Origin of the sequence: Salegentibacter salarius (assembly GCF_900168265.1) — a bacterium.
Taxonomy (GTDB): Bacteria; Bacteroidota; Bacteroidia; order Flavobacteriales; family Flavobacteriaceae; genus Salegentibacter; species Salegentibacter salarius.
Map to the genome: position 1 here is coordinate 35,979 of NZ_FVZF01000023.1, position 26,257 is coordinate 62,235.

The window sequence follows — 26,257 nt, forward strand, 5'->3', positions numbered from 1 at the left end:
GGCTGTCAATGGGCCTCGCTTTTTACTTGAATTCTGATTCAGGGCGATATTTAATCTCTTCCCTGTATCTGATTTCCGGTTTGCTATATGCTTTTCTTGCTTTTAAACAAAGAGGTAGAAACACTGAATATATCGCCTGGGACGAAGAAAAATTGATTATTGCGAGATTACATCAAAAACCAAAGACCTATTATTTTGGACCCGAGGTAAATATTCATTTAAGCAGTTATAACCTGATTATAAAGGCGCCCAGGGCTACCGGAGATATGGTTGAATTAAAAGGATTTACTGAAGAAGATCTGAACTTACTTCGGGAGAAATTTGCCAACCCAGCCGTTGCTTAATTATTAACTTCCGAAATTAGTTTAAAGTCAACGCTATCGGCTTCGTTTAATTTATATTGAAAAATTGCTTCGCCGGCTAAGTGACCGTCTTCATAAGCAGCCCAGATAAATCTTTGATTTAGAATTTCGGTATCTATAAAGCGCATCGTACCTCCTAAAACAGATTTTTCGGGTATAAGCTGTGAATTTCTTTCCAGGGCTTCTACTATATACACTTCCGGCTTTTCCAGGGAATCAAAATCTTTGCTGAAAACTACAGGATTTCTACTTTTCAGTAATTCTAATTCTTTTTCCAGTGAGTCTTTTTCAATCTTAAGTTCAGTAACCTCAGCTTCAAAATTGTCTATTCGCAATTCTGTCTTTTCCTTTTCCGCTTCATTAGTGCAACTAAGCAATAATGCTACCGCGGGGAGTAAAAATATCTTTTTCATTCAGCTAAATTAATTGAATTAAAATTTCGAAAATGAGAAGAAATTTATAAAAATCAGCAAGCAACTCGTGACCGTTTTTATCTGCTATTTTTTACAATTTCTTACTCAATAAATTACAATTCCTGCATTATTAAATAGGTGGTGTAACCTAAGTAAAAAACCAGTAAAATTAAAGCTTCCCAGCGGTCTAAGCGTTTCCTTTTTCCCGTGAACATAGCCAGAAGAAGAAAAAGAGTACCTCCGGCAAGAATATAAAGATCCTGGTTGAAATTCAGGTTAAAATCAATGGATTTTATCAGGGAGGCCGTAGAAAGAATTAGGAAGATGTTGAAAATATTAGAACCAATAATATTTCCTACGGCTATATCAGCATTTTTCTTAGTGGCAGCCACTATAGAAGTTGCCAATTCGGGAAGAGAAGTACCTGCCGCAACCACCGTAAGCCCAATAATTTTCTGACTAATTCCCATATTTTCGGCAATATCTATGGCATTATTCACCACCAGTTGTCCGCCCAGAACAAGTCCGGCAAGACCTCCAATTATAAAAATTGTTGTTTTTAAAGGAGAAAGGAGTTTAATATTATCTTCTTCGGCTACATCATCATTTTTAAGTTGCTTATAGACATAAAATAGAAAAGCCAGGAAACAAAATAGTAAAATAAATCCGTCAAAATTACTTAAAAGACTTGTTTGATCAGGCGAAATAATTTGGTCGTTAACCATCATAAAGAGAATGACCACGGCGATAAGCGAAATAGGGATCTCTTTCCAGGCGGTGCTGGATTGCACTGCCAGCGGAGTAATAAGTCCGGTAATTCCAAGAATAATAAACAGGTTGAAGTTATTACTGCCAATCACGTTTCCAAAAACAATATCAGAATAGCCATCAGCGGCGGCAAAACTATTCACCACCAACTCCGGCGCCGAAGTTCCAAAAGCTACAATGGTGAGACCGATAGCAAGATTTGAAATATTGAATTTTTTGGCGAGGGCAGAGGCGCCATCAACCATATAATTCGCTCCAAAAATTAAAATAACCAGGCCTAAAACAAGTAAAAGTACAGGAACCAGCATTATTCTTCAGTATTATTTAATAGAACAGGTTTTCCTAAACCAAGATTTTCCAGTTTATCCATTTGGGTTTCGGCATCGCCCACAATTAAAAAATACATTTTTTCAGGGTTAATATACTTTTCCGCGAGTTCTCGAATATCTAAAACCGTAAGTTCGTTTACTGTTTTTTCTCTTTGCTTTATAAAGTTTTCATCGCGGCCAAAAGTGCTTATTTCGCTTAGCATATCTAACTTAGAATTTAAAGTTTCGAACTTTCTGGCGTTACTCTTTATCATAAATCCGCGGGTTACTTCCATATCTTCGCCATCAAAACTAGAAGGATAATCTTCAATAATTTCTTTAATTAGTTTTACGGCATCATAAGTAATATTAGTTCTTACCCCGCTGGAAATTAAAAATGCACCTTTATTTTTTCCTGCATTAAAGCCTGAGCGAATTCCATAGGTATAACCTTTTCCTTCTCGTAATTCCTGGGTGAGCTGTGAGGCAAAGCCGCCGCCGCCCAAACGGTAATTCATAACTTCTGCTGCATAAAAATCATCATCGGTAGCGGCCAGGGCAGGAGCCCCAAATCTTATAACCGACTGTTTTGCGCCGGGTACGTCATAGAAATAGATCTGCGATTTCTGCGGAAGCTGAGGTTGAGCAACCTCTGGCATTTTAACCGATTTAGGCGGCCAGGCAACTGAGAGTCCACGTATTCCTTTAACCGCTTCCTCTTTTTGAATAGCACCGGCTACGTGAAAAACACTGCGCTTTGGGGAAAGATTTTCGGAATAATAATTTTTTACATCTTCTAAAGTAATGGCTTTTACCGAAGCTTCAGTTCCTAAATTATTTTGACTTAAAATATGGTTTTCGCCATAAATAAGCTTTCTGAATTCGTTATTGGCAATACTGTTAGGATCGGCTTCCTGTCTTTGAATTCGGCTAAGCGCCTGTTGTTTTATAAGTTTAAATTCGGTAGAATCCCAACGAGGTTCCAATAAGATCTCCTGTACCAGGTCTATAGTTTTCGCATAGTTTTTAGCAAGTGTACTTCCGCTTAAAACCATTTTTTCATCCTGAGCATTTACTTGAATATCTGCGCCTAATAACTGAATGGCTTCTTCCAGTTCTTTAGGAGTTTTATTTTTAGTGCCTTTAGTCATTAAATTGGCTAATAGATTAGAAACTCCAACTTTATCTGGACTTTCAAGCAATAGACCGCCCTGCATTTCCAGGCTGAATTTTACTAAAGGAACTTCATTATTGGTAATTCCGTAAAGTTTAAGTCCGGAAGGAAGTGTTTTTTTCCATATATCGGGTGCGTTCAATTGCGGAGTGCTGCCATAGGGCGGTTCTATACTACGGTCAAAACTGGAAGGAGTTTTTTCGTAAGAAACATCTGTAGAAGCATTAACTTCTTCTTCGGCATTTTCAACTATTTTTTCTTCTGCAACTTCAGCTTCTTCAGAGTTTTCTAAGGCAAGTTCGGTTTGACCTTGCGGCACAAAACTGGTCGCTACAAAATGTTGATCTTTAATATATTCCTGGTAAACCCGCATAACATCTTCTGAAGTAACAGCCAGTATTTTTTCTACGTCTTTATTGATATAATTCGGATCGTTGGCGAAAATTTGATATTGAGCCAGTTGGAATCCTTTTCCTAAAACGCTGGAAAGGCTATTGTAAAAATTGGTTTCCTGCTGCGCTTTAATACGCTCTAAGTCACGCTGCGGAATACCTTCGGCTTCAAACTTTTTAAAGGTTTCAAAAACTGAATTTTCTACAGAATCTAAATCAACTTCGTTATAAGCGGTAACCTGGAGCATTAGTTGTCCCGCTAATTCTGAAGTATAATTAAACATTTGTACGCGATCTGTAAGTTCTTTTTCTGCAACCAGGTGTTGATAAAGCGGAGCGTTTTTTCCATCGCTTAAATAATTCGCTAAAACTTCAAGCGCATAAGAATCTTCGTGATAAGAATAAACGCTTGGCCAGGCTAGGGTTAACTCTGGAAGACTGGCGAAATTATCTTCGTAATACAATTTTTTTGTTTCATCCAGCTCCACCATTTGTTTTTCCTGGCGGGATACTTCTGGGCCACGTGGGATTTCATCAAAATATTTATGAACCCATTCTTTGGCCTGATCCCTGTCAAAATCCCCGGCGATGGTAAGCGTTACATTGTTGGGAACATACCAGCGGTTATAAAAATCCTTTACGTCTTGCAGCGTGGCATTCTGAAGGTCTTCTAAGGAACCAATTACCTGCCAGTTGTAAGGATGATCTTCAGGATATAGGTTTTTATCCAGAACATACATGGTATGGCCGTAAGGGCGATTATCTACACCCTGTCTTTTTTCATTTTTTACTACCTGTTTTTCTTTGGCAAGTACGGGTTCGGTTACGGTATTTATAAAATAACCAAGTTTATCGGCTTCAGCCCAGATCATTTTTTCCAGAGCGTCTTTTGGTACGGTTTGAAAATAATTGGTACGATCTCGGCTGGTAGAACCATTGGCGCCAGAACCGCCAATTCTAGCACTCAGTTTATCAAGTCCTCCTTTCCCAAGGTTTTCAGATTCTAAGAATAGCAAATGCTCAAAAAGATGTGCGAAACCGGTACGGCCTTCTTTTTCCCGGGCAGAACCCACGTGAGCAGTTAAAGCTACAGCTACTACGGGATCTGATTTATCGATATGAAAAATGACATTTAAGCCGTTTTCCAGAGTAAAAGTTTCAAAATCTACATTGAAATCGGTTGATTCCTGGGATTGAATAGTTGAGGAAAGCGCAAAGCTGCAAAGCAGTAAAAGTATAATTCTGAATTTCATTAAGATGAAGTTTTAGCTACCCAAAATTAGTGTTTATTTCGATTATTTCAGAATAAATCATTTGTGGTATTGCGAGGACTGCGATAGCAGGACGCGGCAATCTATACTAAAAAATGCCACGAATACACGAATATTAGGTTTTGTCATTGCGAGACCTGTTTTTACGTGGCGCGGCAATCTTTTGTTGGGAATTACACTACCTGTTTAGCGTTTGTGGTTTATATTAGATTGTAAGAGAAAACTCCACAAATGAGTATAGGAAAATTTTTTTTTAACTTTCCTTCTAAAATACCTACGAGGTTAAAAGAAACCTCGCAGGAGAACCACATCCTGCAAGGTTTTCAAAAACTTGTAGGTTTGATTCAGAGCAAATTCATGCCGGGATTTAAAATCCTGAAATTTTTACTTCTTCCTTCTTTGGTCAAATGAATTCGAGTAAATTGATAGTGGAATATACCTACGAGGTTAAAAGAAAACTCGCAGGATAATTCTATAAAATTATTCGTGCATTCGTGGCAATAAATTTTCAGATTTCTATAAACTGAATTTGTTATTATTCACAAAGAAAACTGAATTTGCGAAGAACAATTTCCCGTTCTCCCAAAATGCCCGGAATAAAGGATTATCTACCAAATAAATAATGCTTCCGCTTCCCAATCTTTCTTCTCCGAAAATCAGTGAATTTTCAAGATTTTTTATAGCTGAACTTCCCGCAAAACCTGCAACTATTTCCGGTTGTTGAACGTAAGAAACATTAAAGCCTTTATCCAGAAGTTTGTAGCTGTCACTACTTAATTTTAAACTCAAATAAGTGTCGCCGTAGCCAAATGCCATAGGATGAGTATTATCTAATTTGGTTTTTATAATGCTCCCTGTAATCATATCTTTCGCGCCTTCTCGCTCTCTTTGCGCATACGGAATTAAATTCCCTGTAGCCGTAGAATCTTTGGCTTCTGATTTATTTTCTTTAAGTGCAAAATCGTCTTTTCCGGCAAAAGTGCCTACAGAGCGACCAATCGCGATGAGTTTCCCGCCATTGCTAACCCAGTCTTTTACTTTTTTCAAGGTATCTTCATCTAAAATATCAGCGTAATTACCTTCCGGCATTATCAATATATCAAATTGAGCCAGGTCAATACTTTTAAAATAGTCAGTATTTAAAGAGGTTAGCGGATAATTAAGATCCTGTTCGAAAAAGTACCAGATCTCGCCATAATTTAAAGAAGAAGTGCCTTCGCCTTTTAAGACAGCAACTTTTGGAGGATTGATAAGTTTTACCTCGGGAGATCCAAAATCGGGTCCGCTACCGGCGAAACTGGTGTTTGCTGCTACAAGTTCTCTTTGATGTTTATTAGCAATTTCAACTACAGTTTTGTCGAAATCTTCTTTGGTCTTATTATCGCTTTTGGTAATAATTAAACTTCCACGATCAAATTTCTTTCCTTCACTGGTAAAAGGAATTTCAGTAAAACGCACCTTAATGTTTTCCTTTAGCAATTCAGCTAAAAACTGGGCGTCTTGCATGGCATTCCATTTTGAAACATAACCCGCTCCCGAAGGATTTACCGTATTTGTAATTTCAGCATTTGTAGAATTTGCTTCTGAAGAAACTTCGCGTGTACTCGCTACTGCTTCCAAACCGTAAGCATAAGGCAAACTCCAGGCAGTAATATCATAGGTTAGAGAATCGGTTAGGGTAGTGGAAGGCTCAAAAAGTACGTCTACCATTTTACCTTTTGGCTGGTTTGTATTGATCACCAAAGTATTTTCATCAGCCTTCAAATTCCCTCTTTTGCCTTCGGAATAATTAAAGCCTTTTACTTTTCCTGCTGCGGCAGTTTGATATTTGATTTCGTGTTTATCCAGCAATTCTTTTAATGAAGCAATTTTATCTGCATTTCCTTTTACCGCGAAAGATTTATATTCTAAATCTTCATTATCAAAATACTTTTTGAATTCTGTATTTAAAGTTTCCGTATTCCTACTGGCTACTTCCACGGTTGAAAGTCCGGTGGTGTGATGATGCGCCACGCGGTCTTTAAGAGTGAGTTCGTAACCTTCATCGGTATTAATTCCCAATCCGGCACGGCCGTGACCAGCTTGTTCGTAGGTCATCCCAATGGCGCCCATATATGTTGGATAAGTGTCACCGTAACTTGGGTACAGCAAATCAAATCGTTCTTTGGTGAAAAATAACCAGCCTTCTTTATCAAAATACTCGGCGTGGTTTTTTCCTATTTCGGTTTGAAATTCTCTTTGAAATGGTGTGATAATTTTGTGAAAAGGTTCTGCTGCAGGTGCGAAATAATAGGGTTCGTTAATTCCCTGTTCATGAAAATCTACGTGAATATGAGGCATCCACTGGTTGTAAATTTTAAGACGTTGCTGGGTTTCCACCTGCGTGGCCCAGGCCCAGTCGCGGTTAAGATCAAATAAATAATGATTTGGTCTTCCGCCCGGCCAGGGTTCATGGTGCTCGGCTGCAGCCTGCAACGGGCTGTAAGGTTCGGCTTTCACCTGATTGTACCAGTTTACGTATCTGTCGCGCCCATCAGGATTTACATTGGGGTCTATAATTACCACGGTATTTTCCAGCCAATCCTGTTTTTCGGTGATCAATTCGTATAAAGTTTTCATAGCCGCTTCGGTACTGGAAGCTTCATTGCCGTGTACATTATAACTTAACCATACAATAGCTTTATCAGCTTCGGTTTCAGTATCTGAAATTCCGGTATTACCAAGATGAGCATTTCTTATTTCATCCAGGTTTTTTAAGTTTTTTTCCGAAGAAATCACCGCATAGGTAAGCGGCCGGCGTTCGTTGGTTTTTCCGTAGGTATGATAATTTACCAGTGGGGAGTTTTCGGCTACGTGTTTAAAATAATTCACCACATCGGCGTGACGGGAGAATTGCTCCCCAATCTCGTAGCCTAGAAATTCTTCCGGACTTTGTAATTGTGCATTGGTTTGTAAACCTAAAAATAGAAAGACGACAGCAAGTAAAGTTGATTTCATTGATTGATTTTAAATGTTGAATGTGTTTGTAAACTACCTCGGGCTTCTCGATAAGCGATTAAATCTTGTTCTCGTCAAGCTGAACTTGTTTCAGCTTCTAACATGTTTCATATTAATAAGATTTTAGATCCTGAAATAAATTCAGGATGACGGCTTTAAGCAAAATCAAAAATACATACCACCAATAATCGAGTAAAAACAGTATCTAACGCCAAATTAACTAAAAATTAGTGAATAAAATTCTTAACTTCGGTATCTTTACCATCCAAAAAATTGCTAATGCCAACCGAGTGTATTCCGTACAAAGAAACCAATTATTTTACCGAGCTTATTTTAGATTATCTCGCTGAAAAAGAGGAGCTAAAAACTTTCTATAATCGTTTCCCAGACCTGGAGAATTTTAAAGCGCAAATAGAAGAAAAGTCTTCTTTTCCGATAAAAACGCGAGAAATCCTGGTAAAATCTTTAAAAGAGCAATATTCCGGATTGGAAGTTTCAGAAGCCACACAAAGAAATATTGACGCGCTGGCAAAGGAAAAAACTTTTACCGTAGTAACCGGGCATCAACTTAATTTATTTACCGGTCCGCTTTATTTTTTATATAAAATTGTCTCCACAATTAACCTTACCCGAAAATTAAAAGAAAAATATCCTAAAAATAATTTCGTGCCGGTGTATTGGATGGCCACCGAAGATCACGATTTTGAGGAGATCAATTTCTTTAATTTAAACGGAAAGAAGTTTCAGTGGGCCAATGCGCCTAAGAATGCCGAAAATGATGCGGTAGGAAATTTATCTACCGATGGCCTGGAGGATGTTTTTAAACTTTTTTCAGCTGAAATTGGTGGAGGTAAAGATGCCGATTATCTAAAGCAACTATTTGAGAAATCTTACTTGAAGCACGATAATCTTGCCGAGGCAACTTTGTACCTCGCCAACGAACTTTTTAAGGAGGAAGGTTTGGTGATACTGGATGCGCAGCAAAAAGAACTTAAAAAGCTTTTTATCCCTTATGCTGAAAATGAACTTGTAGAACAAATTTCTCATAAGACTATCACGCAAACTGCAGAAAAACTGAATGAACTTGGGTATAATGTTCAGGTGAATCCTCGGGAAATCAATCTGTTTTATTTGAGTGATGGTTTGCGGGAAAGAATTATAGAGCGTGATGGCGAATATTTTGTGCACGAAACCGAAATACAATGGAGTAAGAATGAAATCCTGGAGGAATTAAAAGAATTTCCGGAGAGATTTAGTCCAAATGTAATGCTTCGTCCTTTATACCAGGAAGTAATTTTGCCCAACCTTTGCTATATAGGCGGTGGCGGAGAGATCGCATACTGGCTCGAATTAAAAGAATATTTTAAAGCTGAAAATGTTGTTTTTCCGGTTTTATTGCTTCGGAATTCTGCTTTGATCCAATCGGCAAAACTGGATGAAAAGCGAAAGAAATTAAATATTTCAAACAAAGAATTATTTTTGAAACAACACGAGCTTATCAATAGAAAAGTGCGGCAAATTTCAAATATAGATATTGATTTTTCTGAACAGAAAGAACATTTGGTGGAGCAATTTCAGCAGATGTATGAGCTGGCAGAGAAAACCGATAAATCTTTTCTTGGCGCGGTAAAAGCCCAGGAAGTAAAACAATTAAAAGGCCTCGATAATCTCGAAAAACGTCTTTTAAAAGCACAAAAACGAAAACTGGAAGATGAGGTAAGTAGAATTGCAGAGCTTCAGAATGAGCTCTTTCCGAATAATGGTCTACAGGAACGCCAGACCAATTTTTCGGAAATTTATGCAGAATACGGCCCCGAATTGATTTCAGTATTATTAAAAGAATTAGACCCGCTGCAGGCGGAATTTAAAATTTTGACATTTGGAAAAGAATAAAATGCACACCATAGATATGGACCTGGTAGAAATGACGCTAGACGTTATGAAATATACCATAGACCGTATATCCAACATTACTCCCGAAATGGGAGCCCCAAAAAAGGAAGAAGAATTATTTAGAATTGTTGGCGAAACCGTAACTCCGGAAGGGATTGGCGGAGAGAACGCCTTCCAGCTTTTTCGTGACGTTTTGGTTAAAGCAACGGTGCCCATAGATCACCCAAGACATTTGGCCTTTGTACCCGCAGCCCCAACTAGGGCGGCTATTATGTTCGATTTGGTGACTTCGGCTTCCAGTATTCACGGTGCTTACTGGATGGAAGGTGCCGGCGGAATTTTTTGTGAAAACCAGGCGATGAAATGGTTGGTTTCGCTTACAGGATTGCCTGAAGGTGCTTTTGGCGTTTTTACCAGTGGAGGTACGGCGGCAAATCTTTCGGCTATGGTGGCAGCACGAGAGGCATGGCGTTCTAGAGATAGCCAGAACGTAGGGAAAAAAGCGTTGATGCTTACTTCTCACGGTGCACATAGCTCTATACAGGCCATGGCAAAGGTGATTGATGCCGATGTGGTAATGATAGATTGTGAAGAAGAAAATCTTACTGGTCGCGAACTACAGAATGCAATTAACGAACTGGAGGAAAAAGACCGAAATCGGCTTTTTGCAGTAGTTGCTACCGGTGGTACTACAAATGCGGGAATTATAGATCAATTAGATACAATTGCTGATGTTTGTGAAAAAGAAAAAGTTTGGTTTCACGTAGATTGTGCCTATGGCGGCGGAGCTTTAGCGGCACCATCGGTAAGACATTTATTTAATGGCGTGGAGCGAGCCGATAGTATTACGATAGATCCGCATAAATGGTTATTTTCTCCTTACGATTGTGGAGCGGTTATATATAAAGACCTGGAACTTGCGAAAAATGCACATTCCCAAAAAGGTGCTTACCTGGAAATTTTTAAAGATGAAGGAGCCCAGGGTTTCAACCCGGCCGATTATCAAATTCAGTTAACAAGAAGGGTTAGAGGAATGCCGCTTTGGTTTTCTTTAGCGATGCATGGTACCAATAAATACCGGCAGGCCATCGAAACTGGAATTTCCCTGGCACAAATTGCGGCTAAAAAGATTGAAAAACGGGAAAATCTTGAACTGGTAAGACCCGCAAGTTTATCGGTTGTTTTATTCCGAAGGAAAGGTTGGACGCCGGTACAATATAAAGACTGGACTTATAAAAATCATCGTGATGGTTTTGCCCTTGTCACTCCAACCACCTGGAAAAAAGAAACGGTAGTAAGGTTTTGTTTTATCAATCCTGATACAACCGAAGAAGATATTGATATGATTTTGGATACTATGGATTAGAAATAGTTCTATTTTCGTCAAGCTGAACTCGTTTCAGCTTCTAATATGTGTAATTAATCGATAATGTTAGATCTCCGAATAAATTTCGGAGCAGGCTCTGAAATGAATTCAGGATGACAATTGTTTTAAATTCTTACTTCAATCAATTTCATAATTTAACCGCATCGTAATAGATGCGGTTTTTTATTCTAATAGTTTGACTCTTTTTTTATATTTGGTTTATATTAAATTAATAATAAATATTAAATGACTAAGAATAAAATATTATTTTTCATTTTTACTGGTTTTTTTTCAATTTCAAATAGCCAAGAAGTCGATATAGAGAAAATGGTGGAAAAGGAAATAGAGTTAGAAGAAAAAATCAATACGCTCCAGGATTCCCTGAAGAAGGTAAAAAGTATGATTGCTTTTAATAATGCACAATTGAAAATAAATAATACCAAAATAGAATCAATTGCAATAGAAGTTAAGGAGGGAGGTAAGTTACGAGAAAAACCAAGGCCTTCTGGGGATATTTTAATGGCTTTTGAGGAACCTACAAAAGTAGATCTAATTGGGTATGAAGATAGGTATTATGAAATCTGTTTGGATAACAAAAAATGTGGTTATGTTAGCCATCTATGGATTGAGTCAAATTCGGAAATAAGGAAATTTGTAAACAAATATCAAGAATTGAAGAATTTGAAAATTGAAACTGCTAAATTAGAGGAAGCTAAAAGAATGGATAAATTGAGAGCTGAGCATCGTAAAAGGTGGGATAGTATTGAAAACGAGCAAGAAAAAAGAAAGTCAGAAAGGGAAAATGAGATTTTAGCGAAGAAGGAATTAGAAGAAAAGAGATTATTAAATAAATATGGTAAGAAGGTCTTCGATCAATTAAAAAGAGGTATGTACTGGATAGGAATGAATAAAGAGCAATTGACCTTCTCTTTAGGTTGGCCAGAGGATATTAATAGGAGTGTAGGAAGTTGGGGGACTAAGGAACAATTTGTTTACAGCACAGATTTATATATTTATCTTGAAAATGGCGTGGTTACTTCCTATCAAAACTAATCAATCTCATAATTTAACCGCATCGTGATAGATGCGGTTTTTTTCTTATCGCCGGTATTGTAAGCACCACTCCAGGAATAATCCTCTCCGCTATTTTGACCGGTGATCTGGAAAACGCCCATATTAGCATTTTTTAGTTCACCTAAACTTCCACCGCTATTCTCAGCAATTCGTTCTGCTCTTAATCGGGCATCTTCAGTAGCTTTAGAGATCATTTCAATTTTAAGATCGGCGAGTTTAGTGTAATAATATCTAGGTGGGGTAGAATTAAACTGTACACCTTTGTTAAGAAGTTCAGTAATTTCACGAGAAACTTCTTCTACAAGCTCCACATCTGCAGATTCAATTTTTACATTCTGGGTAAGTTGGTACCCCTGGAAGATGCTGCCTACATAATTTCCATTCTGGTATTGATTTTCACGCTGCTCTGATGTTTGCACCGAATTAAAAACAATATTATCTTCTTTAATTCCTTTTTCTATAAGGTAAGTTCTTACTGTTTCTTTATCAGAATTCAAGTTGTTGTATGCTTCTTCTAAATTAGGGCTCATTCGGCTAAAACTACCTTCCCAAACAATAAGGTCTGAGGTGAAATTTTCGCTCCCGGAACCGGTTACCGAAATAACTCCATCGGGATTTGCCCTGCTCACATAAGATTCTCCAAGGAACCAGGCGGCAAGTACAATTGCGATGGCAAAAATTATAGCACTTAAATATTTCATTTTCTGAAAGTGAGGGTTTATAATAAAGATAGAAAATAAATCGGTTGGCTATTTTATTTTTGTCTCAAATTCTTACTTTTGCCTATGCAAAAAAACGTACTCATTTTAGACTTCGGCTCGCAGTACACGCAACTGATTGCAAGGCGTGTGAGAGAACTCAATATTTACTGCGAAATTGTTCCATTCAACAAAATTCCAGACGATATTTCAAGCTTTAAAGCGGTGATCCTTTCGGGGAGTCCGTTTTCGGTTAGGGGAGAAGATGCTCCGCATCCCGATCTTTCTAAGATTCGTGGAAAACTGCCAATTTTAGCCGTTTGCTATGGAGCGCAGTATTTTGCTCATTTTCATGGCGGAAAAGTTGAAGCTTCGGAAACCAGGGAATATGGAAGAGCAAATCTTTCGTTAATAAAAGATGGCGAAACCTTGTTTGACGGGATTATGGAAAACTCACAGGTTTGGATGAGCCATAGTGATACCATAAAAGAATTGCCGGCTAATAGCGTGAGAATTGCCAGTACTACAGATGTTTTGAATGCAGCTTACCGAATTGAGGGCGAACAAACTTTTGGAATACAATTTCATCCAGAAGTTTATCACTCTACCGACGGAAAGCAATTACTGGAAAACTTTTTAGTGAAAATTGCCGATGTAGCACAAACCTGGACACCGGGTAAATTTGTTGATCTAACGGTTTCAGAATTAAAGGAGAAAATAGGAGACGATAAAGTAGTCTTAGGTTTAAGTGGTGGCGTAGATTCTAGTGTTGCTGCGGTTTTATTACATAAAGCTATCGGGAAAAACCTGTATTGCATCTTTGTAAATAACGGTTTGCTTCGTAAAGGAGAATTTGAAAGTGTTTTAGACCAGTATAAAGATATGGGGCTAAACGTGAAGGGTGTTGATGCTTCGGCACGATTCCTGAATGCCCTTTCAGGAATAAGTGACCCCGAAGAAAAACGAAAAGCTATTGGAAATGCGTTTATTGAAGTTTTTGACGATGAAGCGCATAAAATAAAAGACGTAACCTGGCTGGCACAGGGAACTATCTATCCCGATGTTATCGAATCGGTTTCGGTAAACGGAGGCCCTTCTGCAACAATAAAGTCGCACCATAATGTTGGTGGACTACCCGATTTTATGAAGTTGAAAATCGTTGAGCCGCTAAAAATGATCTTTAAAGATGAAGTGCGAAGAGTAGGTGCCGAAATGGGAATTGATAAGGATTTATTAGGTAGACATCCATTTCCGGGACCGGGACTCGCAATTAGAATTCTGGGAGATATTACCGCCGAAAAAGTTCGTATTTTGCAGGAAGTAGATCATATTTTTATCCAGGGATTAAGAGACTGGATGTTGTATGATAAAGTTTGGCAGGCAGGTGCTATATTGCTACCGGTAAGTTCTGTAGGAGTTATGGGAGATGAGCGAACTTATGAGAAAGTAGTAGCCTTAAGAGCCGTAGAATCTACCGATGGAATGACGGCAGATTGGGTGAATTTACCTTACGAATTTTTGCAAAAAACCTCGAATACTATAATAAATCGGGTTAAAGGCGTTAATAGAGTAGTGTATGATATAAGCTCAAAACCACCGGCTACTATAGAATGGGAATAAAATTTGAGCTTAATTAAACTCTCTTTGAGAGATTAAACCAATAAATATGAAATACCTTTTAATAGTTTGTTTTTTATTTCAGCTGTCTACTCTTTCGGCATCAGCCCAGGAATTTAAATACCATACGGTAGAAGCGGGGGAAACTGTTTACAGCATCGCTAAATCCTACAATATTTCAGAAGAAGCGATCTATAAATACAATCCCGATGCTAAAGGCAATCTAGAGGTATCTTCAAAATTGGTGATCCCATTGAGTAAACAGAAAAAAGAAGTTTCGGCTGAAACTGAAGATATTCAGTTTATCACCCATACGGTAAAGCGAAAAGAAACTTTATATAGACTTTCCAAGGATTATAATGTTGAAATTGATGAAATTAAAAGGTTTAATAAGCACCTTTATTCTGAAGAATTACAGCGAGGTGAAGAGATCTTAATTCCGCAGCGAAAAAAAGCTGCAGGGAATACCGAATTAGCTTCTTCCAGAGAGCTTGATATACCCAGAGCTGCCAATCAAGAAATATCAGAAACCCGTGAGCACGTAGTTTTACCAAAGGAAACCAAATACGGGATAGCTCGTAAATATGGAATTACGGTAAAAGAACTTGAAGAACTAAACCCAAAGGTAGATGTTTTGAAACCCGGGGTAATGATACGTGTAGGTACCGATGTTTTAGATGAACCGGTAATTCTAACCGATGAGGTTTTTGAATTTTATGAAGTAAAACCTAAGGAAACATTATTTGGTCTCTCCAGAAAATTTGATGTTTCACAGGATTCTTTAATGTCTTTAAACCCGGCTTTAGAAGACGGACTCAAAATAGGAATGGTTCTAAAAGTTCCTAATACCGATGATGGGGAGAACTTACCTGGAGACCTTGAAGACCTTGCCGGTGATGCTGAAAATGACAATGCTAATAAGAAATTAGATCTTTCAAGTAAATTAAGCAATTTCAATACAAAAGAGCTCGTAGTATTATTGCCTTATAATCTAAACCAGATAGATCAGGATTCTATTTCAAGTTATAGAGAGGCCATTTTAGATGATCGCGTATTGCGAATTTCTTTAGATTTTTATAGCGGCGTAAAAATGGCGGTAGAAAAGGCGAAAAGCTTCGGGATTTCTACTCAATTAAAAACTTATGATACCCGCAGAAATGTTCAGGAAGTTACCAATATTATCAACTCTAACGATTTTAGTAGTGTAGATGCGGTTATTGGGCCTTTGTTGCAGAACACTACAGAAGCCGCGGCTGCAAGATTAGTTCAATATAATATTCCGGTGATAAGTCCGCTGTCTAACCGCGAAATGAGATCTTATCAAAATCTTTTTCAATCCCGTCCTACCGATGAGATCTTGAAAAATGCGATGTTTGATTACCTGCAGAAAAACGCAGTTGGTAAAAATGTAATTATTATTGCTGATGCTGCTAAAAATCAGGAAAAGAACGAACTCACTCAAATTTTGCCAAATTCCAGGGTGATATTTCCTTCAGAAGCTTACCTAAGTGCTGAAAAAATACAAGGAGTACTTTCTAAAACCCAGGAGAACTGGGTAATCCTGGAGTCTTCTAATATCGGTTTAATTAGTAGTACAACTTCAGCATTAAATCGTTTGGCAAGAGAGCATCAAATTAAATTATTCACTACCAATAGAAACAGTGGTTTTGAAGACGATGTGGTAGATAATGAGCATTTAGGTCGACTTAATTTCCATTATCCTTCAGTAGATAAACAGTACGACGATATGATGACTGAAGAGTTTATTGAGGATTATAAAGAACAATTCAATATGATCCCTAATCAATATGTGGTTAGAGGTTACGATCTTACCTTAGATATTTTACTAAGATTGGCTTCGGCTGAAGATCTTTATGATTCGTTTGAAAAATATACCGGATTTACTGAATATCACGAGAATAAATTCCATTATACCTCAAAGCGAAATGGCGGATTTTATAATGATGCCGTGTATATTATGAGTTTAGATGAAGAACTTAATTTAAAAGTCGCTAATGACCAGTAAAGTTATTTATACCGGAAGTTTAAGAACCGAAGCCGAACATCTTAAAAGTGGTGCGAAAATAATTACTGATGCGCCTACCGATAATCATGGCAAGGGCGAAGCATTTTCGCCAACCGATTCTGTAGCGACCGGTTTAGCTAGCTGTATGCTTACGGTTATGGGAATTAAGGCTGAAGAACTTGAGGTAAACTTAAAAGGAACCACCGCCGAAGTGACTAAAACCATGGCGGCTAATCCCAGGCGAATTTCCAAGGTAGAAATTATGATTAATTTTCCTGAAACTTATTCGGAAAAATCTCGTAAAATACTGGAAAATACAGCGCGAACCTGCCCTGTAATGCAAAGTCTTCATCCAAATATGGAAAAGCTTATTAGCTTTAAATATTCATGAGATTCTGGAGTGTCTTATTCATTTTTGTTTTAAGTCTTCCATTAGTGGCGCAAGACGTTGAAAAAATAACCTGGGATAAAACTCGGCTTTTAGAATGGGAAGATTTTAAGGCCAATCCTAAAAAACACCTTCCTTATAAAGCCAATACCAATTCCGGGCTTTCCTTTTCCTGGAATGCTACTGAAAGTAGCGACGGAACAACACTTACCTATGAAGTTGGTAGTAATTTTTACCCAAACCGCTCCTGGGTTAAGGAAATTGAAGAAGTAGATTATTTACTTGCCCACGAGCAATTACATTTTGATATCACCGAGTTACACGCCAGGAAACTTAGAAAAGCTTTAAGCAATTACGAGCCCGGCCCGAAGATGAAAAAAGTATTGAATAATATTTATTCGGAAACCGAACAGCAGCGGCAGCATATGCAAAATCAGTTTGATAAAGATACCAACCACAGTATTAATAAAGAAGCCGAATATAAATGGCGCAAATTTGTTGAAAAGGAACTGAATAAACTAAGTGAATATTCCAGTTAAAGCGCTGAAACTTCTTTCTTAGCGGTTTCAAATTCTTCTATTATTTCCTTTACAATTTCAGCGGCAGGTTTGATCTCGTGGATTAATCCTGAGATTTGGCCAATTTCCAGCTCTCCTTCTTCTAAATCGCCTTCAAACATTCCTTTTTTAGCCCTGGCGCGCCCAAGTAATTCAATAAGCTGCTCTTTTGAAGGATTTTCAGTATACAATTTCTGAACATCATCAAAGAATTTGTTTTTCAGAAGTCTTACTGGAGCGAGTTCTTTAAGAGTAAGTTTGGTATCACCCTCCTGGGCTTTCACCACCATCTCTTTAAAATTCTGGTGCGAAGAAGCTTCAGGGCTGGCAACAAAGCGGCTGCCAATCTGCACAGCATCTGCACCTAATACCATAGCAGCCAACATTCCGCGGCCTGTGGCTATACCACCTGCTGCAATTAAAGGAATATCAATTTTTTCTTTTACCATTGGGATCAAGGTGAAGGTAGTAGTTTCATCTCTACCATTGTGACCGCCGGCTTCAAAACCTTCAGCAACAACGGCATCTACACCGGCTTCCTGCGATTTTAAAGCGAATTTCACACCGCTAACCACGTGTACTACTTTAATACCGTGTTCCTGCAAATGTTTAGTCCAGGTTTTGGGATTTCCGGCTGAAGTAAAAACAATTTCTACTTTCTCCCTGATTATAATCTCCATGATCTTATCGATATCAGGATAGAGTAGGGGAACGTTTACAGCAAATGGTTTATCGGTGGCTTTTTTACATTTTTCAATATGTTCTTTTAGAATTTCAGGATACATAGAACCCGCACCAATAATTCCGAGTCCGCCGGCATTACTCACGGCGCTGGCGAGTTTCCAGCCGCTGGCCCAAACCATTCCGGCTTGAATTAAAGGATATTTAATATTAAAAAGCTGTGTGATCTTATTTTTGGGCATTTGCTTAAATTTTCTTTATACTCCTAAATAGTTATATTCCAAAATTTGGACGTCAGCCTGAACTTGATTCAGGGTCTAAGTCGAATGTATAGTACTATTTATATTAGATGCTGAAACCAGTTCAGCAAGACGGTATGTTTATTTTATAAGTAAAAACGAACCTACATTAAATTTTCTCCGAATTTAAGAAATAACCCCCGAACCTAATAATTCTTCGCCCTCATACCAGGCTACAAATTGACCTTCGGTAATTGAAGCTTGAGGTTCATCAAAAATCACATACATTCCAGCCTCGGTTTGATGTAATGTTGCATCTTGTAAGGGTTGGCGATAACGAATTCTGGCTTTTACTTTTAAAGTTTCATCAGTACTTATAGCAAGGTCTTTTCTAACCCAATGCACTTCGTCTTTATTGATAAAAAGTCCTTTCCTATAAATTCCCGGGTGGTTTTTTCCCTGCCCGGTATAAATTACATTATCTACCACGTCGGTATCTATAACAAACAGCGGCTCTGGCGTGCCCCCAACGGCAAGGCCTTTACGCTGCCCTTTGGTAAAGTAATGAGCGCCCTGGTGTTTTCCTACAATTTTACCGTCCTCAGCAGCATATTCATATTTCTTAGCAAGAAAATCGAGTTCTTCCTGTTTATTGCTGAATTCTGGCGTTTCAGAAGAATATAAGTCCTTTTCGGCTTCAATTTCTATGATCTTACCTTCTTTAGGTTGTAATTTTTGCTGAAGAAAATCTGGTAACCTTACTTTTCCAATAAAGCAAAGTCCCTGTGAATCTTTCTTATCTGCAGTAACCAGGTTTTGTTCTGAGGCGATTTTTCTCACTTCAGATTTTTGCAACTCACCAATAGGAAAAAGCGTTTTGGAAAGTTGTTCTTGCGTAAGCTGGCAAAGGAAATAAGATTGGTCTTTATTATTGTCTTTCCCTGAAAGCAATTGATAAATAGTTTCCCCATCTTTTTCAATTTCTCCTTTTCGGCAGTAGTGTCCTGTAGCTACATAATCGGCGCCTAAAGAAAGCGCGATTTTCATAAAAACATCAAACTTTATTTCACGATTGCATAGAACATCGGGATTTGGCGTACGGCCACGTTCGTATTCATTGAACATATAATCAACGATACGCTCTTTATATTGTTCGCTAAGATCTACGGTTTGAAATGGTATACCAAGTTTATCGGCTACCATCATGGCATCATTGCTATCGTCCAGCCAGGGGCATTCATCGGAAATAGTTACCGAATCGTCGTGCCAGTTTTTCATAAAAAGGCCAATTACCTCGTAGCCCTGCTGTTGCAAAAGATATGCTGAAACACTGGAATCTACTCCACCCGATAAACCTACAACCACTTTCTTTTTCATAAACCTAAATTTGAAATTCCTTCCGCATAAAGTCGGAAAAGAATTTGCAAAATTACGAAATATAAGAGATTTTGAATATTATAAGTATAATGCTTTCTTATTTTATCATCAATAAAAAAGGGTGGCAAAAGCCACCCTTATATCTATAATATTCATTTATTATTTTTCGAAAGTAAGGCTAACTCCGGGTAACGATGGTACTGAAAATTTGAATCGGTCATTCCCTGAAAATTCAACATTTCCGGTTTGTCTACCAAAGAAAGGTAAATTAAAGGTGTATTGGCCGTTGCTGTTTCTTTCCCAATCCCCGGTACTCATTTCTGACTGGCATTCTCCTTCAGCTTCTTCATGAACTTCAGAATCTGCAGTATTGTCAGCGTAAAAAGTAATATTAGAATTAAGATTACATTCACTTAATTCATCATCAGAAAAGGCATTTTCTAATTCTACTACATACCAGGTACCAAGAATTTTATCGTCTCCATTTGCGTCATCATCTTCGCTGCAGGAGGTAAATAACGCTATACTAAAAAGTATTAAAAAAAGTTTTTTCATAAGCTAGGTTTTAGTTTTATGTAAATATATTCAAATTTAAACACGTCTTTAGAAAAAACGGCATTGAAGTATGGAATATTATTCTCCAATTGTTTAAATAAAATTCTGTTTAAATAATTTCTATTATAATTAAACATTTAACTCTTGTTTCATGATAATTAACAAAGAATAAACAGTTTGTAGTTTGCTTCTCGTTTACTTTTACTACATAACAAAAACTTAGAATTATGAAAACTATTAAATTTACTAAAATCGCTTTACTGGCATTTTTGACTTTTGGTCTCTTTGCGTGCAGTGATGACGATGATGGAGGAGATGTAATTACCCCTTCAAACACAATTGCCGATTTTGTTGCGGGCAACCCTGATTATTCTTCTTTGGGCGCAGCATTAGAAGTAACCGGGCTGGATGCTACTTTAGACGGAACTGCTAACTTCACCGTATTTGCACCTAACAATGCCGCATTTAACTCATTTTTATCGACCAATGGCTTCAACAGTTTTGATGAAGTTCCAGAAGATGTTTTAACTGAGATCCTTCTAAACCACGTTCAGGAAGGTGAAATTATGTCTAATGCCTTATCTACCGGTTATATTGAAAGTATGGCTACCGGTATGGCTTCAGACCAACCTTTAAGTTTGTATATTAATACTGATGATGGTGTAACTATTAACGGAGTTTCTTCGGTAACCACTGCCGATGTTGAAGTAGACAACGGGATAATCCACGCTGTAGATGCCGTAATTGGACTGCCGGATGTAACCACTTTTGCAACTGCCGATCCTAATTTTGATATTCTTGTACAAGCACTTACTGCAGATGAATCTTTTACTTTCGTTGAAACTTTAATGATGAGTGAAGATCCTGCACCATTTACTGTTTTTGCACCAACAAATACTGCTTTCGCTAATGTACTTGCAGAACTTGAATTAGCCGGGTTAGGAGATGTTCCTGCCGATCTTTTATCGAGTATTTTGAGCTACCACGTAGTTACGGGAGCAAATGTTCGTGCCGAAGATCTTACAGATCAAATGATGGTGGAAACTTTTGAAACCGGAAGTTTCACTATCAACCTGGGAGAAAATGTAACTATTACTGATGAAAACGGAAGAACTGCAAAAATTGTTGCCACTAACGTTCAGGCAAATAATGGTGTGATACACGCTTTAGATACCGTAATGCTTCCTGAAAACGATGCTATTGAAATTGAAACCAATACCATTGCAGATTTTGTTGCTGGAAATGAAGATTATTCTTCTTTATTAGCTGCACTTGAAGCTACTGGTTTAACTTCAACTTTCACCGGAACCGATATTTATACCGTATTTGCTCCAAATAACGCTGCATTTACAGCCTTTTTAAATGATAACGGGTTCAATAGTCTTGATGAAGTACCTGAAGCTTTGTTAACCCAGGTTTTATTGAACCACGTACAAATGGGCGAAATTATGTCTACCGATTTAACTACCGGTTACATCCCGAGTATGGCCGTTTGGGGAGCTTCTGAAGAGCCTTTAAGTATGTACATAAATACAGATGACAGCGTAATGATAAACGGAGTTGCTTCTGTTACCTCTGCAGATATTGAAGCAGATAATGGAATTATACACGCGGTAGATGCGGTAATTGGATTACCAAACATAACCACTTTTGCTACTGCCGATCCTAACTTTGATATTCTTGTACAGGCCCTAACGAGAGAAGAGTCTTTTACTTATGTTGAAACACTTATGATGAGTGAAGATCCCGCTCCATTTACTGTTTTCGCTCCAACCAATGATGCTTTCGTAGCTTTATTAGATGAATTGGAATTAGGAGCTCTTGGAGATATCCCTACAGAAACTTTAGAAGCTACTTTAGCGTATCACGTAGTTGCCGGAGCTAACGTTAGATCTGGAGACTTAACTGATGATATGGATGTTACCACGCTAGAAGGCGGTGATTTTACCGTAAATCTTGGTGATAATGTAACTATTACAGATGAAAACGAAAGAACTGCTACAGTGATTGCAGCCGATGTTCAAGCTACAAACGGAGTAATTCATGCACTTGATACCGTATTACTTCCTGCTGCGGAATAAAAATCGATTAATTATATAAAACAAAAAATCCCCGGGAAACTTCCGGGGATTTTTTATGTGGTAATTTAAAGTTAAGTTACTTTAAATTTCAAAAACGTCATCCTGAATTTACTTCAGGATCTAAATTGATGATAGTTCAAGTCTACAGGAAGCTGATACGAGTTCAGCTTGACGAATAAAATTTATTCACCAGCTTTATCAACTACCAGTCTTTCGTCGCGGTTAGCGATTTCCCAGGCGGTAAGAAAAACCAATCGAGCTCTTTTCATTAAAGCTTCATATTCAATTTTTTCAACTGTATCTGTTGGTTTGTGGTAATCTGGGTGAACTCCGTTAAAGTAGAAAATCACCGGGATGTTGTTCTTTGCGAAGTTGTAATGGTCACTTCGGTAATAAAAACGGTTAGGATCATTTTCATCGTTATAAGTATAATCCAAATCCATATTCATATATTCTGAATTTACATTCTCACTAAGTTCGTGAAGATCGGTACTTAATTTATCGCTACCAATCAGGTAAACATAGTTGTCGTTACCTTCATGCTCCTTATCAATACGGCCTATCATATCCATATTTAGGTTGGCAACAGTATTTTCTAATGGAAAAACAGGGTTTTCTACATAGTATTTAGAACCTAAAAGTCCTTTTTCTTCACCGGTTAAATGAATAAAAAGAATAGATCGTTTAGGAGTATAACCATCTTTTTGAGCTGCTTTAAAAGCTTCGGCAATTTCTAAAATACCAACGGGACCAGAACCACCGTCATCTGCACCGTTATAGATGTTACCTTCATCATCTACTCCTACGTGATCGTAGTGAGAAGTAATTACCAGAATTTCATCTGGCTTTTCACTTCCTTTTATGAAACCAAGCACGTTTTCAGAATCCTTAAGTTTACCGTCAAAAAATTCGGTTGGGATTTCCTGATAGTAGTTAGAATAACCTTGAGGAGCTTCAATGCCAATTTCCTGGTATTCGTTAACAATGTATTCCGCTGCTTTTTTCTGTCCAGGTTCGCCGGTGTTTCTTCCTTCAAATTCGTCACTGGCAAAAGTGTAAAGGTGTTCTTTTAACTCTGAAGCAGTGATGGTTTCAGCATACTCCATGGGATTTGCATTTTCAACATTTTTTTGTGTACCACAGGCTACCATTCCGGCAGATAGGGCCACTAAAAGCATTTTTTTCATAGTTTAATTTAATTTTTGCTAATTAATACTTCGTAAAATATTTAGAAGTTTTTATTAAAGTCGCAGCAATATAGCAGTTTCGGTTTAAATTTTAATAAGTCTGTAAAACTTTCTCTGTTCCTACTATAAAGTATTTTGTATAGCTTTTTTAGTTAGCGGTGCCATTACTCGATAGCCTTCTAGATTTGGATGCACCCCATCCTCAGAATATCTTTTCGGCAAACCTTCTTTTTCATCCTTTAGCGGGGTAAAAAGATCGAGATAAGTATGTTTATTTTCTTTAGCATATTTCTTTATCCAGGTATTGATTTCGGCAATTTTTTGCACCGGTTCCAGGCCGGGTCGCCAGGGATAATCGTAAACGGGTAGGATAGAAGCAAGGATCACTTTTATATTATTAGCTTCAGCCAGTTGGGCCATTGCCTGAATGTTATTGGTGATCATTTCTACGGAAGAAAATCCGGTGTTACCGGCTATATCGTTGGTGCCGGCAAGAATAACTACGGCTTTGGGCTTGAGTTTTATTACATCTGGCATAAACCGAATAAGCATTTGTGGAGCAGTTTGCCCTCCAATGCCGCGACCTGCGTAATTATTATTTTTAAAAAACTCGGGCTGTGCGTTTACCCAGCCTTCAGTAATTGAATTTCCCATAAAAACTACATCTGGGTAATCTTGATTTTCGATTATTTTCTCGTTTTGTGCTTTATACTTTTTAAGATTTGCCCAATCCTGTTCCATAAGTTCACGGTATTCCTCTTTTTGTGCACAAACTACGTTGCTCAAAAAGATTAATATTGATATTAAGAAGAAATTTTTCATGATTTTTAAATGTATAAAATTGAATTTATTTAGCGCTGAAAATTCAATTGAAACGGGTTTGAAAATAAATCAAAACTGAGACATAAATCCAGTTTTCAGTTCTTTGGAGCGGTTACTACTGGAAATTCTAAAACCCGATAGATACTTTAGACCTTAAAATCGTGGTTGGCATTGGTTGATTAAGTTGAGTGTCTAGAATAGTGCTTGCACCTACATCAATATTAACATTATTAAAATTTCCTCTTAATCCAGCTCCAACTTCGCTTTGAGGAAAAATAAACTCCATATGAGGGTTATTGAATCTTTCTTCATTATTAAAAGAAGGAGTTAAATATCGGCCAAACAGGTAAAAGCTAAACCTGTTGTTAATTTTGTATTCCACATTAGTACTAAAACTACCGTAAAACCCTGGAGCGTTACTATTATAAATAGTATTCTGTTCCAGAAATCCTGCACCTAAAGTAATGCTCAGTCTGTCTATCGTATAATTAAGGGTATTGTTATATAGTTTATAGTAGCCAAGACCATCATAGGAATTTTGTGTCTTGAGCTGGGTAGTATAGAAATTAGAAGTTGAATTCGCTGCATTATTATTTAGTTCTCCTGATTCCTGTGCGCTTATGCCGTTAAAAAATAGCATGAATAGAAAGAGACAGAGGTGAGGCAAGCAAGAAGTTTTATTCATAGGTTTTTTTTAGGATATAGCAACCACTTGCTAATACATCTGGTAATCTAAACTGGTTTCTGAAATTTGAATAATGAAGATATTCATTTTAAATAAGAATGAATACTAAAAAAAATATAGGATATGTTAAAACCTGATAATTAGGTAACTCGAAAAAAGCTTTAAAAAAGTTGTAGAAAGCTTGTGTGTATTTGTAAAAGCTTGTTATATTTGCATCCGCTAAGCAGAAATGTATAGCATTTTATTGGAGGAATGGCAGAGTGGTCGATTGCGGCAGTCTTGAAAACTGTTGACTGTAACAGGTCCGGGGGTTCGAATCCCTCTTCCTCCGCAACTTTTCTTACAAAATATCACAAAAAGCCTCAAACCCTACGGTTTTGGGGCTTTTTTATTTTTCAATATTTCAAAATATCCCAAAAAATATCATTCTATCGGTTACACATTCGGTTACACTTGGTATCCATAAATTAGGTGTAACCAAAGTAATATAAATCCTACAAAATAAAACTTAACGCTCTAGTAATAAAGGGATTATGTTGTATCTTAGAACTGTCTAATTAAATATATATAGGATCAATCCCAATTGTTGTGTTTAAGCAAAAATTATAGTTAATCTATATAAGAAGAATTCAACATTTTTCACTCCTCTAAACTGAGCCCTAAACGCTTTTATTTTTGCATTAAAGGATTCTGCTGAAGCGTTGGTACTTCTGTTGATAAAGTAATTGAGAATAGATCTGTAATTAAGGGTAATGGTGTTGGCTATGGTATTAAAAGCCTTAAACCCCGTCTCCTCCACATCCTTGTACCAGTGAGCTAGTTTTGTATAAGCCCCTTCTTTTGATTTAGCATTGTTAAATATATTTCTAAGTCTTTGTGTAAGCTTAAATGCCAACTTTATATCCGGATATTGCTCGAAGAGTATTTTGCTGCGCTCGGATTGATTCTCTGTCCAATTCGAAGGCACTTTATAGAGCAGGTAACGGCTGCGGGCTAATAATTGTTTTCTGGTATCCCCATTAGCAAAGGTTTCTGGACTAAAACTTTTCTGTTTTAACCTGGCTTGTTTGATTTGTTCATTCTCCAGATCTATAGCCTCCCATCGATGCTTGATCCTAATATCCTGCAGGGCTTCAAAGGTGAGTTTCTGCACATGGAAGCGGTCGGTGACCTGTATGGCCTTAGGGAAGCATTTCTTGGCAATGGTTTTCATGGAATTGGCCATATCTAAGGTGATTTCCTTTACTCGTGTTCGTTTTGAAGCTGGTATTTTAAGCAGTTGTTCTATAATGGGTTCTACCTTGGTTCCCGAGAAAATAGCTACGA

At 37.6% G+C, this 26,257-nt stretch carries 21 protein-coding genes and 1 tRNA gene; 10 read left to right on the forward strand and 12 right to left on the reverse strand.

Annotated elements, in window-relative coordinates; all coding sequences use genetic code 11:
- The first annotated feature begins 8 nt into the window (after positions 1–8).
- Positions 9–344: a hypothetical protein gene (locus B5440_RS12320; RefSeq protein WP_070054094.1), complete on the forward strand. Its 336-nt coding sequence runs from the start codon at positions 9–11 to the stop codon at positions 342–344.
- On the opposite strand, the gene B5440_RS12325 is transcribed toward B5440_RS12320, so the two are convergent.
- The 4 genes from B5440_RS12325 to B5440_RS12345 form a co-directional block, all read right to left on the reverse strand.
- On the reverse strand, positions 341–775 hold the full coding sequence (locus B5440_RS12325) for a hypothetical protein (RefSeq protein WP_070054093.1): 435 nt from the start codon (positions 773–775) through the stop codon (positions 341–343). The two genes, B5440_RS12320 and B5440_RS12325, sit on opposite strands and share 4 nt — an antisense overlap.
- A gap of 113 nt (positions 776–888) precedes the next feature.
- Positions 889–1,851, reverse strand: coding sequence for a calcium/sodium antiporter (locus B5440_RS12330; protein ID WP_070054092.1), 963 nt, complete (start codon positions 1,849–1,851; stop codon positions 889–891).
- Positions 1,851–4,670 carry a M16 family metallopeptidase gene (locus B5440_RS12335; RefSeq protein ID WP_070054091.1) on the reverse strand — a complete coding sequence of 940 codons (2,820 nt, stop codon included), beginning with the start codon at positions 4,668–4,670 and terminating at the stop codon, positions 1,851–1,853. The genes B5440_RS12330 and B5440_RS12335 overlap by 1 nt, the downstream gene beginning before the upstream one ends.
- A 534-nt stretch (positions 4,671–5,204) precedes the next feature.
- Positions 5,205–7,685, reverse strand: coding sequence for a M14 family metallopeptidase (locus B5440_RS12345; RefSeq protein ID WP_070054089.1), 2,481 nt, complete (start codon positions 7,683–7,685; stop codon positions 5,205–5,207).
- A 279-nt stretch (positions 7,686–7,964) separates the two neighbouring features.
- On the opposite strand from B5440_RS12345, the gene bshC reads away from it, so the two are divergent.
- The 3 genes from bshC (at position 7,965) to B5440_RS12360 (ending at position 11,997) form a co-directional block, all read left to right on the forward strand.
- Complete coding sequence (gene bshC / locus B5440_RS12350) at positions 7,965–9,578, forward strand: bacillithiol biosynthesis cysteine-adding enzyme BshC (RefSeq protein WP_070054088.1); 1,614 nt, start codon at positions 7,965–7,967, stop codon at positions 9,576–9,578.
- Between the two features lies 1 nt (position 9,579).
- Positions 9,580–10,944, forward strand: a complete 1,365-nt coding sequence (locus B5440_RS12355; RefSeq protein WP_070054131.1) for a pyridoxal phosphate-dependent decarboxylase family protein — start codon at positions 9,580–9,582, stop codon at positions 10,942–10,944.
- Between the two features lie 246 nt (positions 10,945–11,190).
- Positions 11,191–11,997, forward strand: a complete 807-nt coding sequence (locus tag B5440_RS12360; RefSeq protein ID WP_070054087.1) for a hypothetical protein — start codon at positions 11,191–11,193, stop codon at positions 11,995–11,997.
- Here B5440_RS12360 and B5440_RS12365 read toward each other — a convergent pair.
- A complete protein-coding gene (locus tag B5440_RS12365) occupies positions 11,994–12,719 on the reverse strand; it encodes an SIMPL domain-containing protein (RefSeq protein ID WP_070054086.1) in 726 nt (241 codons plus the stop codon). The genes B5440_RS12360 and B5440_RS12365 overlap by 4 nt on opposite strands.
- A gap of 84 nt (positions 12,720–12,803) precedes the next feature.
- On the opposite strand from B5440_RS12365, the gene guaA reads away from it, so the two are divergent.
- The 4 genes from guaA to B5440_RS12385 are packed head-to-tail and all read left to right on the forward strand — an operon-like array spanning position 12,804 to position 17,286.
- Entirely contained in the window at positions 12,804–14,336 is a 1,533-nt protein-coding gene (gene guaA, locus B5440_RS12370; RefSeq protein WP_070054085.1) for a glutamine-hydrolyzing GMP synthase, read from the forward strand.
- Positions 14,337–14,382: 46 nt separating this feature from the next.
- Complete coding sequence (locus tag B5440_RS12375) at positions 14,383–16,359, forward strand: PBP1 and LysM peptidoglycan-binding domain-containing protein (RefSeq protein ID WP_070054084.1); 1,977 nt, start codon at positions 14,383–14,385, stop codon at positions 16,357–16,359.
- Positions 16,349–16,750, forward strand: a complete 402-nt coding sequence (locus tag B5440_RS12380) for an OsmC family protein (RefSeq protein WP_070054083.1) — start codon at positions 16,349–16,351, stop codon at positions 16,748–16,750. Before B5440_RS12375 ends, B5440_RS12380 begins: the two co-directional genes overlap by 11 nt.
- The gene (locus B5440_RS12385) at positions 16,747–17,286 is read left to right on the forward strand and encodes a DUF922 domain-containing protein (RefSeq protein ID WP_070054082.1); all 540 of its coding nucleotides are present in this window, start codon (positions 16,747–16,749) and stop codon (positions 17,284–17,286) included. Before B5440_RS12380 ends, B5440_RS12385 begins: the two co-directional genes overlap by 4 nt.
- On the opposite strand, the gene B5440_RS12390 is transcribed toward B5440_RS12385, so the two are convergent.
- The 3 genes from B5440_RS12390 to B5440_RS12400 form a co-directional block, all read right to left on the reverse strand.
- Positions 17,283–18,227 carry an NAD(P)H-dependent flavin oxidoreductase gene (locus B5440_RS12390; RefSeq protein ID WP_070054081.1) on the reverse strand — a complete coding sequence of 315 codons (945 nt, stop codon included), beginning with the start codon at positions 18,225–18,227 and terminating at the stop codon, positions 17,283–17,285. The two genes, B5440_RS12385 and B5440_RS12390, sit on opposite strands and share 4 nt — an antisense overlap.
- A 183-nt stretch (positions 18,228–18,410) precedes the next feature.
- Entirely contained in the window at positions 18,411–19,601 is a 1,191-nt protein-coding gene (gene mnmA / locus B5440_RS12395; protein ID WP_070054080.1) for a tRNA 2-thiouridine(34) synthase MnmA, read from the reverse strand.
- A 159-nt stretch (positions 19,602–19,760) separates the two neighbouring features.
- On the reverse strand, positions 19,761–20,156 hold the full coding sequence (locus tag B5440_RS12400) for a lipocalin-like domain-containing protein (RefSeq protein ID WP_070054079.1): 396 nt from the start codon (positions 20,154–20,156) through the stop codon (positions 19,761–19,763).
- A gap of 227 nt (positions 20,157–20,383) precedes the next feature.
- On the opposite strand from B5440_RS12400, the gene B5440_RS12405 reads away from it, so the two are divergent.
- Positions 20,384–22,237, forward strand: a complete 1,854-nt coding sequence (locus B5440_RS12405) for a fasciclin domain-containing protein (protein ID WP_070054078.1) — start codon at positions 20,384–20,386, stop codon at positions 22,235–22,237.
- A gap of 182 nt (positions 22,238–22,419) precedes the next feature.
- Here B5440_RS12405 and B5440_RS12410 read toward each other — a convergent pair whose 3' ends face one another.
- The 3 genes from B5440_RS12410 to B5440_RS12420 all read right to left on the reverse strand — a co-directional run bounded on the left by B5440_RS12410 (position 22,420) and on the right by B5440_RS12420 (position 24,931).
- Positions 22,420–23,424, reverse strand: a complete 1,005-nt coding sequence (locus B5440_RS12410) for a M28 family metallopeptidase (protein ID WP_070054077.1) — start codon at positions 23,422–23,424, stop codon at positions 22,420–22,422.
- A 123-nt stretch (positions 23,425–23,547) separates the two neighbouring features.
- The gene (locus B5440_RS12415) at positions 23,548–24,210 is read right to left on the reverse strand and encodes an SGNH/GDSL hydrolase family protein (protein ID WP_232756006.1); all 663 of its coding nucleotides are present in this window, start codon (positions 24,208–24,210) and stop codon (positions 23,548–23,550) included.
- Between the two features lie 163 nt (positions 24,211–24,373).
- On the reverse strand, positions 24,374–24,931 hold the full coding sequence (locus tag B5440_RS12420) for a hypothetical protein (protein ID WP_141728125.1): 558 nt from the start codon (positions 24,929–24,931) through the stop codon (positions 24,374–24,376).
- 246 nt (positions 24,932–25,177) lie between these two features.
- Here B5440_RS12420 and B5440_RS12425 point away from each other — a divergent pair.
- Positions 25,178–25,262, forward strand: a tRNA-Ser gene (locus B5440_RS12425).
- A gap of 261 nt (positions 25,263–25,523) precedes the next feature.
- Here B5440_RS12425 and B5440_RS12430 read toward each other — a convergent pair.
- The coding region (locus B5440_RS12430; RefSeq protein ID WP_079711143.1) for an ISAon1 family transposase at positions 25,524–26,257 on the reverse strand (734 nt) is incomplete at its 5' end.